The sequence below is a fragment of the Jeotgalibacillus salarius genome, assembly GCF_004405125.1.
Taxonomy (GTDB): Bacteria; Bacillota; Bacilli; order Bacillales; family Jeotgalibacillaceae; genus Jeotgalibacillus; species Jeotgalibacillus salarius.
In genome coordinates this window covers 152412-165543 of sequence record NZ_SORX01000008.1, presented here as the reverse complement: position 1 = coordinate 165543, position 13132 = coordinate 152412, and the positions used below count along the sequence as shown (strand labels likewise).

Annotated in this window: 11 protein-coding genes; 7 read left to right on the top strand and 4 right to left on the bottom strand. The window is 45.3% G+C overall.

The features are described from left to right. Positions 1-98: 98 nt before the first annotated feature. The 4 genes from E2626_RS13730 to E2626_RS13715 all read right to left on the bottom strand — a co-directional run bounded on the left by E2626_RS13730 (position 99) and on the right by E2626_RS13715 (position 6192). The gene (locus E2626_RS13730) at positions 99-1961 is read right to left on the bottom strand and encodes a mechanosensitive ion channel (protein ID WP_134382345.1); all 1863 of its coding nucleotides are present in this window, start codon (positions 1959-1961) and stop codon (positions 99-101) included. 113 nt (positions 1962-2074) lie between these two features. Next, entirely contained in the window at positions 2075-2776 is a 702-nt protein-coding gene (locus E2626_RS13725) for a pseudouridine synthase (protein ID WP_134382344.1), read from the bottom strand. Between the two features lie 3 nt (positions 2777-2779). After that, positions 2780-3583: a Cof-type HAD-IIB family hydrolase gene (locus E2626_RS13720; protein WP_134382343.1), complete on the bottom strand. Its 804-nt coding sequence runs from the start codon at positions 3581-3583 to the stop codon at positions 2780-2782. A 488-nt stretch (positions 3584-4071) separates the two neighbouring features. Beyond that, complete coding sequence (locus E2626_RS13715; RefSeq protein WP_134382342.1) at positions 4072-6192, bottom strand: beta-propeller domain-containing protein; 2121 nt, start codon at positions 6190-6192, stop codon at positions 4072-4074. Between the two features lie 157 nt (positions 6193-6349). Between E2626_RS13715 and E2626_RS13710 the strand changes: the two genes are divergently transcribed. From E2626_RS13710 to E2626_RS13680, 7 genes are all read left to right on the top strand, one after another. Further along, positions 6350-7099, top strand: a complete 750-nt coding sequence (locus tag E2626_RS13710; protein ID WP_134382341.1) for a sugar phosphate isomerase/epimerase family protein — start codon at positions 6350-6352, stop codon at positions 7097-7099. A gap of 253 nt (positions 7100-7352) precedes the next feature. Beyond that, entirely contained in the window at positions 7353-8276 is a 924-nt protein-coding gene (locus E2626_RS13705) for a S66 peptidase family protein (RefSeq protein ID WP_134382340.1), read from the top strand. Beyond that, positions 8273-9364 carry a dipeptide epimerase gene (locus E2626_RS13700; RefSeq protein ID WP_134382339.1) on the top strand — a complete coding sequence of 364 codons (1092 nt, stop codon included), beginning with the start codon at positions 8273-8275 and terminating at the stop codon, positions 9362-9364. The genes E2626_RS13705 and E2626_RS13700 overlap by 4 nt, the downstream gene beginning before the upstream one ends. Next, positions 9361-10269, top strand: a complete 909-nt coding sequence (locus E2626_RS13695) for a C40 family peptidase (RefSeq protein WP_134382338.1) — start codon at positions 9361-9363, stop codon at positions 10267-10269. The genes E2626_RS13700 and E2626_RS13695 overlap by 4 nt, the downstream gene beginning before the upstream one ends. A 640-nt stretch (positions 10270-10909) precedes the next feature. Next, positions 10910-11110, top strand: coding sequence for a cold-shock protein (locus E2626_RS13690; protein WP_041123677.1), 201 nt, complete (start codon positions 10910-10912; stop codon positions 11108-11110). A gap of 198 nt (positions 11111-11308) precedes the next feature. Continuing rightward, complete coding sequence (locus E2626_RS13685; RefSeq protein WP_134382337.1) at positions 11309-11893, top strand: DNA-3-methyladenine glycosylase; 585 nt, start codon at positions 11309-11311, stop codon at positions 11891-11893. 19 nt (positions 11894-11912) lie between these two features. After that, on the top strand, positions 11913-12911 hold the full coding sequence (locus tag E2626_RS13680) for an oxidoreductase (protein WP_134382336.1): 999 nt from the start codon (positions 11913-11915) through the stop codon (positions 12909-12911). Positions 12912-13132: the final 221 nt, after the last annotated feature.

Sequence of the window (13132 nt, the reverse complement as noted above, 5' to 3'; positions counted from 1 at the left end):
GAATGGTTTATTTTATTGGTTATATACATATTTTAGAATTTCAACAGTCTGAAAAGAACGCTCATGCTACGGCATGAGCGTTCTTTTTGAATTAAATTTTACTCACCGCGACGGTCGTTATCAAAATCGTCCGGTGCATAAGGGTTATTACCGTCTCGCTGGTCTTCATCAGGGATTTCGTCTGAATCATTCACACTGTCCCATGCAGAAGTATCGCGCGACAAGTCGCCGCTCCAGTCGTTTTCAACTGATGTCTGGTCAGCATCACTGCTCCAGTCATTTTCGACCGGCCGATGATCAGCCTCATCACGTACTGCCTGTTCTGACGGCGTTGAAGCTGTGTGATGACTGCCTTCATTGCGGTGTTCTTCTTTCATTTTCTCTTTTTCACGTCTGGCATTTTCTTTATTTATTTCAGTATTTTCAGCTTTGCGCTCCATTTTATCAAGATAGCGCGATGCGTTGTCCCGTCCACCAAGTCCGAATGCAAGTCCGAATGCGAGTGCGGCTGCACCCAAAATCAGAATGAACGCAGAGTTAACAATTGTATCAGCGACGCCAAGTTGGTCCAGTGCCATAAACAGTGCCAGTGCCATAATCGCATATTTAGCGATTGAGCTCAGAATTGAAAGTTCTGATCCTTCAAGCAGGCTTGCGAGGATACGCTTGACCACATTTGCAAGGATAATACCAAGTCCGAGAATGACAATTGCTGTAATGACGCTTGGCAGGAATGCGAGAACGGCTGTGCCAAGATCTACAAGGAAGCTGAGTCCGAGAACCTGGAATGCTTCTACAACAAACAGGATGACAACAATAATCTGTACAAGGTAACCAACAATATCAGACGGCGTCATACTGCTGCCTGATGCTTTCCATCCGCCAACGCGAAGGTGGCTTGTGACATTGTTGAAGCTTAGTCTTGAAAGCAGGTCCGCTGTAAAACGGCGTGCCCATTTACCAATAAACAGTCCGACAAAGATCAGCAGAATCGCAATGACGATATTCGGAATCATCGCCATCACATCATCGAGCATGTTAATTGCCGGTCCTGTAATGCCTTCAATCTGCAGGCGTTCGAGCGCTGAGATTGTGACAGGAATCATAATCAGAACGAATACAACTGTTCCGATAATAGAAGAGATTGACGTATCTTTCAGTACTTTATCAAGGCCCATTTTTGCGCCGAGTTTATCGGCACCGACCGCATGAAGGAAGTTAGAAATAATATCCCTGACAATCTTCGCAACGATCCAGCCAATGACAAAGATCAGTGCTGCTGCTACAAGTCTCGGAATAAATGACAGGAAGCTGGCGAGCATGCCGCTGAATGGTTCGGATACAGCATCGATTCCCAGTGCTCCCAGAATGCCCGGCAGGAACATGAGTAAAACAAGGTAGAATACGATTGTTCCGGCACTGTCGACATAGCTGCCAAGGTTTGAAGAATCTTTTACATATTTACTGTCGCGTACTTTCCGGTTCTGAACGAGCCTATGTCCAACTTTGACGACAACTGTTTTCAGCACAATCGCAAGTATATATGCTAAAAGCAGAATGAGTGCTGCAGTCAGAACGTTTGGAATGAATGCCAGAATGGTGCTCATCATATCGACAAGCGGTGAAGCGATAATGTTTAAGTTTAAGATATTGAAGAATAAGATAAAGACAAAAATCATAAGGATCCAGAATACAATTGATCCTGCTACCTTCTCAGGCGTCCATTTCTTAGAAGACTCTTTTTCATCTTCGGGAGGTGCAGATCGCTGACCGGCTTTACCCGGTGATCCATACTTTCTAATAACACCTGTTTTCTTAAGTAATTTTTCGACACCGGCTGATACTGCTTTTGCAATCAAAAAGCCGACAAACAAAACGACAAGGGCAAGTAAAAGATTTCCAAGTGAATTCAGAAAACCGCTCGTATTAAACCCGTCGCCCGCAAACCAACTATTGTTCATATAGACCCTCCTTTTTTATTATAGTACTCAACTTCTAATTTCCCTTGTTATGACAAAAAGAAACAACTTTCGAATTAAATTTTCAGAAAAATTAAAAAGCCAGTGCCCAGGCACTAGCTTTTATCGAGCATTTCATATTTTAATTGTCTGATTTCCTCTTCAGTTAAGTGACGCCACTCACCCGGCTCGAGTGTATGAAGTTGGATGTGGGAGATTCTGATTCGTTTCAGGCTGACTACGTGATTATCAAAAGCCCTGCACATCCGCCTGATCTGCCGGTTCAATCCCTGTTTTAAAATAATGCGGAATGTGACATCACCTGTTTTTTCTGCAAGTGCAGGGGAAGCCTTTTTCCCTTTAATAAGCAGGCCGCCTTCACACATTTTTTTGATCATAGTTTCTGAAACAGGCCGACTTGTTTCTATTATATATTCTTTTTCTTTCGCTTCTTCTTCCTTCATCAGAGGATTCACGATGGAACCGTCATTCGTTAAAATGAGTAACCCGGTTGATGCTTTATCCAGTCTGCCAACGGAGAAAATCCGGGATTCCCATTTTAAAAAATCGTTCAAATTCCCTTCGACTGATTGCTGAGCTGTACAGGTGATCCCTTCTGGTTTATGAAATGCCAGGTACACACGTTCAGCGGGGTCAGGAACCGGGAGTGAATCCACGTGTACGGTATCTGAATCTGAAACAATTGATTGCCGGCTGCAGACAATGCCATTAATGGTCACTCTGTGATCATCTATTAACCTGGCTGTTTCACGACGGGAATACACACCACTTTTAGCTAAAAAAGTCTGAATGTGCATCGCTTAAAGCAGATATTTCTCAACAACGTGTGCCACGCCGTGTTCCATATTTGTCTTTGTAACGAAATCAGCTGCTTCCTGAATATCCACAGGTGCATTTCCCATTGCGACACCAAGCCCTGCATACTGAATCATCTCCAGGTCATTATAGCTGTCACCGACTGCAATGATTTCTGAACGGTCAATATTAAGCTTTTTCGCGAGCTGTTCAAGGCTTGTCCCTTTCGTCACGCCATGCTCAGTGAATTCAAGGAAATAAGGCTTTGAACGGTAAATGCTCAGTGTACCTGCGAGCTCATTTTTGAGTGTTTGTTCAACTTTTTCAAGCACGCTGCCTTTTTCAAGCATGAGCACTTTTACAACTGGTGAATCGACTGCTTTTTTAAAATCATCCGTCAGTGCAACCGGCAGTCCTGTCAGCGTCGACTCAATCTGCGTATACTCATTGTCCTCAGGCGTCAGAATGGCTTCATTCAGGTAGGTCTGAATTCCGACATTTTCTCTGCGGCTCAGATCATAAAGGTGGTGAACAGTCTCTGGTGATAACGTACTTTCAAATAATAATTCTTTCGTTTTTGCATTAAAAATATTTGCGCCGTTATATGAAAGAATATAGCTGCCGTAATCTGCCAGACGCAGCTCCTTCGCTGTATCCCACATCCCGAATGTCGGGCGTCCTGAAGCGAGTACAACCTTCACACCTTTTTCCTGGGCTTTCAAAAGCGCTTCAGCAGTCTCAGTCGCCATCGTATGATCATCCTGTAGCAGTGTATCGTCCATATCTAAAACAATCATTTTATAGTTCATTATTAGTCTCCTTCTTGTCTATACATATCATTAGTTTACTTCAGGGGTGGGAGAGGTGGCAAGTGGGCGGGTCGGGGTGCATTGGACTATGGAATATGCGAGGAGTGCATCCGATTTGCCGGGGAGCGACGTCAGCGGGTGAAGTTGAGCACTCAATCCGGGTGTGTCGTGCACTCGCCGGGCGAGGTCGTACACTCACCAGCCAAAGTTGTGCACTCAACCACGCAAAGCAGCTCTGGATGCAGTTGGGAAACAGTCTTTTCGTTTTCCTGAGGGCATGAAGGGCGGAAGCAGCGGGTGCGACGCCGGAAAGTGCAGGGAGTGCATCCGACCTACCGGGGAGCGACGTCAAGCGGTGAAGTTGAGCACTCAACCCGGGTGTGTCGTGCACTCGCCGGGCGAGGTCGCGCACTCACCAGCCACTTTTGCTACGTCAGCACCAAAAAAGGTGTCCTGGCCAGGTAAGGCCAGGACACCCGTCACATCAGTTATTCAGGCAGCGGATAATGATCAATTCCGTTAAACTTCACTAAATAAAGATAATCATCCACATAAATCATGCGCTGCACCATGCTTTCATACTCTTCATAGAGCTGATTCGGATCTTTTTCATCCATATATTCAGCCGCAAGCTCGATTCCGTCAGTCGTAATGTGGTACATCATCGCACCCTGGCCGACGAATTCCATGCCCATTTCACCTTCACCGTCATAAAGCATGATCGGGAAACCGTACAGTCCCCGTTCTGCATGTCTGAAAAGCGCTTTGTGATCATGCTGAACAGTGGAGTAGGTGCCGCGTCCGCCGATGATTTCAACATCTTTTTCAACAGGATTACTGAAATCCGTGATATCAAAAAGTGAAATCTTCATCCCTTCCTGTCTGACAATCGGTGCTTCACCAGGTTTAGTTTCTTCAAGTGACGTTTCTACACCAAAGCCGATCAGGTGATTCTCATCAAGCGGATGCAGATAGGTGCTGAAGCCCGGAATTTTCAGCTCGCCGAGTACTTCAGGTGCAGATGGATCAGCTGTATCAATCACAAACAGTGGGTCAGTTTCTCTGAAAGTCACAATGTATGCTTTATCTCCCATAAACCTTGCCGAATAGATTCGCTCGCCCGGCGCAAGGTCCTCAACTGAACCGGTAATGTCCATTTGCTCGTTTAAAATATACAGGTTATTTGTAGAAAGATCGTCTTCTGACCACATGGACCCATCTGTCGTTGCTACGCGGAAATAACCGTTATGTTCATCCATTGAAAACTGGTTCAACACGCGTCCCGGGACTTCGCCCTGCGCTGCAAACTGGACGTTCAGTGCATCCACAGAGAATTTGTATATTTCTGTTTCATCTTCGCCACCACCGCCCGCAGGCATGATCTCCATCATTGGGAAGAAGTGTTGTCTTGAAGCAATATACAGATTTTCTTTTGACATATAAATCTGTCCGCTGCTTCCCAGATATGAATGAACAGAAGCTTCTGTTTCCGGTTCTTTTACAGGAATTGCTGCAATGGTTGCATACTCCGGGCTGTCTGATTCAGGTAATTTTTGAATCTGATCAACCGGCTGAGTAAAAAACTCGTCAGACACCGCGCTGTCTTTAATGTAAGGCTGCAGTCTTACCTCTGCATCTGTTTCTTCCTGCATAATCCAGTAATTAGGATGATGATTCGTCACAAGGTACAGGACATCATCGACCATTCTGGAGCTTGCGAGGTAACCTTCAGAAGAAAATTCGCGCGTTAACTCCGGCGCTGATGGATCCGTTATATCGTAAATTTTAGCAGTGGTTGTGCTGAGTTCGTTACCAGGTTCACTGTGCCAGTAATCGCCGACTACGATCAGCAGATCGCCATTCAGATATAGTTCAGAGCCGTAAAAATTCCCCTGTCCGAGTGTCATTGTTTGTACAGTTTCAGTTGAGCCATCCTCTAAAATCTGTTCAATTTTAATTTGCTCATTTTGATGAAGGATGTAAATATATTCTCCGTCAGTCTGAACAATATCAGCTTCTTCTACGCCTTCAACCTGATTATTGGTAACAGAATAATCGCCGCCTGCACCACCGTCAGAAGAATTTTCAGCTGAGTCTGCGGATTCACTTGTAGCCTCTTCAGCCACCATGTTTTCTTCAAAACGTCCTGCACGTTCGTTCTCCAGCAGTGCAGCAAAATGGTCCTTTAGCTCCTGTTCATTTGTGAACCTTGGAAGCTCCGTCACAATTTTAAACTCAATTGCCTGCTCATTTTTAAGCTTCAGGCCAAGTGAAGACCTGATTTCATCTGATAAATGAAGTGTGTATCGTGCTTTGTCATCATAACCGCTTTCCGGAGGAGCAATTGAAAGGGTATGCCCGTCGTGGATCAACTCCACTTTCACCGCTGTTTTATTGCCGTTTTGATCTTCAATAAAAACTGTTTCTTCATTAACAGTATCATCACGCATCTTTTCTGTGAAATTAAGCTTCCATGTGTGATCGCTGAATACTGATCTGACTTCAGCGCCAGTGGCTGTATTCGTAACTTCCGGCTTTTGCAGGAAGTAAAAGGCAAGCCCTCCGCCTGCCAGCAAAATAACGACCGTTGCAATTAACCATTTCTTCATAAATGTGAACCTCCCATCAGGAAATTTTTCGTTGATTAGTTAGTAATTAGACGTTTATATTTCAATTAAGTTACAAAAATTATCTGAAAATGATAAGGCTCTTACTTGAGATGTAAGTGATTTCATAATACCCTTAATAAAAAGAGGAGGGATTTACATGACAAAAGTAGCTCTGCAGCTATGGTCAGTTAAAGAAGCAATGGAAGAAAATCCTGATAATACGATCCAGGCGTTGAGTGAAGCGGGCTATGATGGTGTGCAGCTGGCTGGCGATTACGGCAAGTCAGGTCAGGAGTGGAAAAAACTTCTGTCAGACAATCATTTAGAAGCGGCAGGCATCCATATGCCTCTTACAGCGCTTGAGAGCGATTCTGAGCTTGATCACTGGATTGCTTTCAGTAAAGAAATTGGTAACACAAAGCTCATTATTCCTTTTCTTGAAGAAGACTGGCGTACACTGGAAGGGTATAAAAAGCTTGCTGATCTGATGAACAAAGCACTTTCTAAACTGAGTGAAGCAGGGTTGAGGCTTGGCTATCATCATCATGACTTTGAATTCGTTTCGATTGAACCGGGCATGACTGGCTGGGATGTCATTGAAGAAATGACCGATCAGGATGATGTTTACTTTGAAATAGATGTATATTGGACAGAGTATGCGAGTATTCATACATATAACCTGCTTGACCGTCTAAAAGAACGCGTCTTTTCAATCCACTTGAAAGATATGATTGAAGAAAACGGTCATAAAAGAACTGCTGCGATTGGTAACGGGAATCTTGATTTAAAAGGTTTTGCTGATCGTGTAGACACTGAATGGCTGATCGTAGAGCAAGAACATTTTGACGGTGATCCACTTGAAGAAGTGAAGCCGAGCGCGAATGTTGTGAAAGGCTGGTATAAGTAATTCAATATTAACAAGGGCAGTGCTAATCAGGTGCTGCTCTTTTTTAGAATAGCTCTGTTAAAGTTGGCTGTTGATTTCCGCTTCAGTCGGACGCTTTCCGCGGCCGGGCGCTGAGTTATCAGGCTTCGCCGTGATTATCTCACCTGTCCCTTACTGCCGCAGGAGTCACCGCCTTACGCTCCAATCACCAGCTGTGCATAAACAACAATGAACTTTAACAAAGCCTTTAGAATAAAGAAGGGAGCACGACACAATGATCTTACCTAAAGCATTAAAAAGTGGGGATACAGTCGGATTTATTGCACCGGCAAGTCCACCTGATTTAAAAAACATGGAGAGATCGCTTGCGTTTTTCACATCACTTGGTCTGAAGGTGAAAGAAGGAAAGCATCTGCGCAATGTTAACGGCTATCTTGCGGGTACTGACGAGGAGCGCGTAGAAGATCTTCACGCCATGTTTTCAGATCCTGAAGTGAAAGCTGTGATTTGTGCAGGAGGCGGCTACGGCACTGGCAGGATTGCCGATAAAATTGATTATGACCTCATCCGCAATCACCCTAAAATTTTCTGGGGTTACAGTGACATCACCTATTTACATACAGCCATTCGTCAGGAAACGGGTCTTGTGACATTCCATGGTCCGATGCCGGCATCTGATGTTGGCAAAGATGAGTTTCATGAACTTTCAGGTAAAATGTTCGCTCAGCTGTTTGAGCCGAGAGAGCTTCACTATTCTGAAGCGATCAGTGAACTGAGTGTGATCGCTGAGGGAGCTGCGACCGGCGAGCTGACCGGTGGCAACCTGACGCTGCTTATGAGCACGCTGAATACAAAGCATGAAATCGATATGAAAGACAAAATTCTTTTAATTGAAGAGGTCGGTGAAGAACCCTACAGAATTGACGCGATGCTTAGTCAGCTAAGGTCAGCGGGGAAGTTGCACGAGGTGAACGGCATTGTGGCAGGAGATTTTAAACATGCTGAGCCGACAAACGGTAAACCTTCCTTATCATTAGAGGAAGTATTGCAGCATTACCTTGGAGACCTTGGAATTCCGGTCGTATCAGGTTTTAAAATCGGTCATTGCGAACCGCATTTTTCGGTGCCACTTGGTGTTAATGCCAAGCTCTCAGCTGGAGAAAAAACACTTACACTGCTGCCAGGAGTGGAATGGTGAAAATCCGTTCAATTGAAACTTTCCGTGTGAGAGTTCCTTTGAAAAAGCCCTTTGTTACAGCACTTCGTACGTTAAAAGTATCAGATTCTGTCATAGTGAAAATCACTGATGAAGATGGCCTTACAGGATATGGAGAAGCTGCACCAACGCATGTGATTACGGGAGACTCACTTTCAAGTATAGAGGAAGCAGTCAACGGCATCATTGCACCGAAGTGTCTCGGACAGCCACTGCTTGCGAGAGAAAATCTTCTTCATGCTGTGAATACTGCAATGGTACGAAATACAAGCGCAAAGGCAGCAGTAGACTGTGCGATTCATGATTTGCTGGCACAGCACGCAGGCATGCCGCTGTATCAATTTCTCGGTGGCGCTGCGGATACAGTTGAAACAGACTACACGGTCAGCGTAAATGAACCTGAGGAAATGGCGGCGGATGCTGCACAATTTAACCAGGATGGCTTTAAAGTGTTGAAGATTAAAGTTGGGTCGGGCACGATTCATGATGATTTGAAGAGAATCAGAGCGATACGCAAAAAAACAGACTGTCCCTTAAGGCTTGATGCAAATCAGGGATGGACAGCTAAGGAAGCGGTCTTTGCAATCAGCCGGATGGAAGATGAAGGCCTTAATATTGAGCTCGTTGAACAGCCGGTCAAAGCGCATGATATAAAAGGGTTAAAATACGTAACTGAACATACATATACGCCTATTATGGCAGACGAAAGTGTCTTCAGTCCTCAGGATGCCATCAGGGTTCTTGAGATGCGCGCTGCGGATCTGATTAATATAAAGTTGATGAAAGCAGGCGGCATTCATCAGGCGATGACGATTGCCAAGCTTGCTGAAGCCTATGAAATTCCTTGTATGACCGGAAGCATGATTGAAACGAAGGTAGGTATCTCAGCAGCTGCACATTTTGCTGCGAGTCAGCGCAATATCACGCGCTATGACTTTGATGCGCCACTTTTACTTGCCCGGGATATTGTAAATGGAGGCATTCATTTTAAACAGGCACGCATAACATTTAACAAAGCGCCTGGTTTAGGCATTCAATCAGTGAATGATCAGGAGGGGAATGTGAAATGAGAACTGCCCAGGTAAATGTAACGGCTGCAACACTCTGGACCGGCCCTGAATCACCCCGGAAGTTGGATCAATTTGCCCTTGAATCGCCTGTGAGGATTGAAGCCTGGCTTTCGGCGATGTCAGCAGATGAACGCAGGGAGCTGCTGGACGGAAATAAGGTTCAATCACAAGTCCTGTACGGAGACACCCTAATAATAGAAGAAGTAGTGGAAGACTGGGCGCAGGTGGTTGTCCTTTCTCAAGGATCTAACAAGCATCCTGCAGGCTATCCGGGCTGGATTCCAATGGCCCAGCTCACGGAAGTTGATGCCGATGATGCTGAGCCGGCGGATGAACAAGCACTTGTTGTATCAGACTTCACTCAGCTTTTAAATAAAAAAGGTGAAGCGCTCGTAAAGCTCCCATTTACAACAATTTTGCCGGTTACAGGTAATCAGGACGGACTTGTAGAGGTCCACACCCCTTACGGAAAGGCTTTTGTAAAAAGGAAGGACGTGCGTCTTCATAGAGATGAACCTGAAAAAAGAACGCCTGCTGATATTTTAAAAGACGGGGAAAGATTTCTGGATCTGCTTTATCTCTGGGGAGGCATGACACCATACGGCTACGACTGCTCAGGGTTCAGCTATTCCATGATGAGAGCGAACGGGTATCTGATCCCCCGTGACGTTTCAGACCAGGCAAATGCAGGTGAAGAAATTGCCAAAAACGATGTGAAGCCTGGAGACCTGATTTTCTTTGCCTATGAAGAAGGGAAGGGACGTCTGCACCACGTAGCCATTTATCACGGGGACGGCAGGATGATCCATTCCCCAACGCCAGGTAAAAAGATTATGATTCAGGAAATCGCAGGCACATTTTATGAAAAAGAATGGTGCGAGACGAGGCGCTACTGGCAGGAATAAGAAATACGGCTGGCACATTGTGCAGAAGCAGTGCCGGAGTGGCGTGAAGTACGCCCCGGACACTTTACTGCATGCCATTATGCAGAGTGACAGGTTTGTCCTGCCCGTTATGTGGGAATAACATGATTAACTTGACCACCAACGGGAGGGATTCATAATGGGAAGACTAATCAAGCGCGCAATCAAATACGGACCGATCGTTTATCCGTTCATCCGTAAGTTTTTAAACGGACGTAAATCAAAGCGATATTAATACACCAATGAGACTGTCTGAGCGGCAGTCTTTTTAATGACTTGTAGAATGAGCGGTCATTTATGAAATTAAGTTCGCGTTGCAAATAAATAAATAGCTATTAACAAATTTATTATTAGAGCCTGTAAGCCACGTCTCATCACCTTCCTGGCATCTAAATACCTGGAATGACGAAACCTGTCGGAAAGAACTTTGCTAAATGGTTTGCAATTTCTAAAAACCCATGCTAATATAAGAATATGCTTAATACGTAACACCATCTAATTCACATGTTATCAGGAACTTTTTACATTTTCCTATCATGTAAAAGTCTCGTGATAACATGTGGATTATCTTGTTTTTACTCAGCTATTAAGTAAAACTTAGAACACAGTGGAGGAATTACCCATGAATGAAGGTACAGTAAAATGGTTTAATGCAGAAAAAGGATTTGGATTTATCGAAGTAGACGGCGGCGAAGATGTATTCGTACATTTCTCAGCTATCACTGGCGACGGATTCAAAACTCTTGAAGAAGGTCAAAAAGTTAGCTTTGAAATCACTCAAGGCAACCGTGGCGACCAAGCTGCTAACGTTGTAAAATTATAATTTTACACTTTCAAAACACCCGCTTCTCTTTTGAGGAGCGGGTGTTTTTTTGCGTTTATGCATGTGCATGGTGGGGACGGAGGTGAAAGTGTCATGAAATGACACTTTCACCTCCGTCCCCACAGTGCTCATTGTGTTTTAAGCAGGAATCATTTAGGGAAAGAGAGAAGTATTAAACAAAGAAAGTGTGGGATCGTGATGAAACCGCTGAAACAGTCTTTTTATGATAAAGATGCACTGGAGCTGTCGGAGGCGCTTCTTGGAAAATTGCTCGTGAAGGATACGCCAGAGGGCAGAGCGTCAGGCATTATTGTTGAAACTGAGGCGTATATGGGTGCTGAAGACCGCGCGGCGCACAGTTATGGAAACCGCCGTACGCGCCGGACTGAAATTATGTTTGGCAAAGCGGGTTCAGTGTACACGTATCAAATGCACACACATACGCTTGTAAATGTTGTGGCTGCTGAGGTTGATACGCCTCAGGCAGTGTTAATCCGTGCAGTGGAGCCTGTTGAAGGACTTCATTTAATGGAAGAAAGGCGTCCGGGGAGAAAGCAGATTGAATGGACGAATGGCCCCGGCAAGCTGACAAAGGCATTGGGTATTGCAATGAACGATTATGGCTCACATTATACTGTGCCGCCGCTGCAAATTTTTGATGGTTGGGCGCAGAAGGACTTTGAGATTGTGACAGGGCCGAGGATCGGCATTGATAATACCGGTGAGGCCCGTGATTATCCGTGGCGGTTCTGGATTAAGGGCAATTCGTATATTTCGAGGTAAATAAAGGGAGGAAATTGAAATGGCATTTAAAGCAGTAATGGTGGATTTGAAAAACGATCAGGTAGAATCGAAGGTGAAAGATGTTACAGAAGATCAGCTGCCTGAAGGTGAAGTGCTAATTAAGGTTGCGTATTCTAGCGTCAACTTTAAAGATGGCCTTGCAGGTTTAAAAGACGGCAAGATTGTCCAGTCGTATCCTTTTATTCCGGGGATTGATTTGTCAGGAACCGTGGAGTCATCAGAAGACAGCCGTTTTAAAAAAGGGGATCGGGTTATTGCAACGAGCTATGATATTGGCGTGACGCACTTTGGCGGCTATAGTGAATATGCCCGCATCCCGGCTGACTGGGTCGTTCCGTTGCCTGAAGGACTTTCTTTAAGAGAATCAATGATCTTTGGTACGGCAGGATTTACGGCAGCGCTATCTGTACATAGATTGGAAAAAGAGGATGTTACACCTGACTCCGGAGACGTGCTGGTGACTGGTGCAACAGGCGGCGTTGGCAGTATGGCAGTTGCAATGCTTGCAGCAAAAGGATATCAGGTGACAGCAAGCAGCGGGAAATCGTCAGAGCACGACTACCTGAAATCCCTCGGTGCTGCAAAAGTGATTTCGCGTGATGACGTGTATGATGGCGGGAAGATCAGACCTCTTAATAAGGGTGTTTGGGCGGGTGCTGTAGATCCGGTTGGAGGAGACAGTCTGGCATCAGTTTTAAGCAAGATGAAGCAAAACGGAGCGGTTGCAGTCAGTGGACTGACTGGTGGTACAAAGATTCCGGCGACTGTTCATCCATTTATTCTGAGAGGCGTCAGTCTGCTGGGAGTAGACTCGGCTTACTGTGCAATGCCGCTTCGCGAAAAGGTCTGGCAGCGTCTGGGATCGGATTTAAAACCTGATAACCTTGAAGAAATGGTCTACCGGGAAGTTGAGCTTGAGGATGTTCCGCAGGCAATGGCGGAAATTATTGAGAGTAAGATCCGCGGTCGTGTGCTGGTGAAGGTTACAGGGGAATAGAAATGTTTAAAAGCTGTCTGGAACGTAGTTTCCGGGCAGCTTTTTTAAATGTTTTGGGTGCGCGGACGAAGTTGTAGCTGTTTTGGCGTAAATAGTATCAATCTGCGCCCGAGCGGTAGCGATCCACCCGCGAAGTCGTAGCAATGCTCCGGCCAGGTGGTAGCAATCACGTATTTACCTGTAAAGTCGAAGCACCTGCCCACTTCACGCCCTTAAGAAAC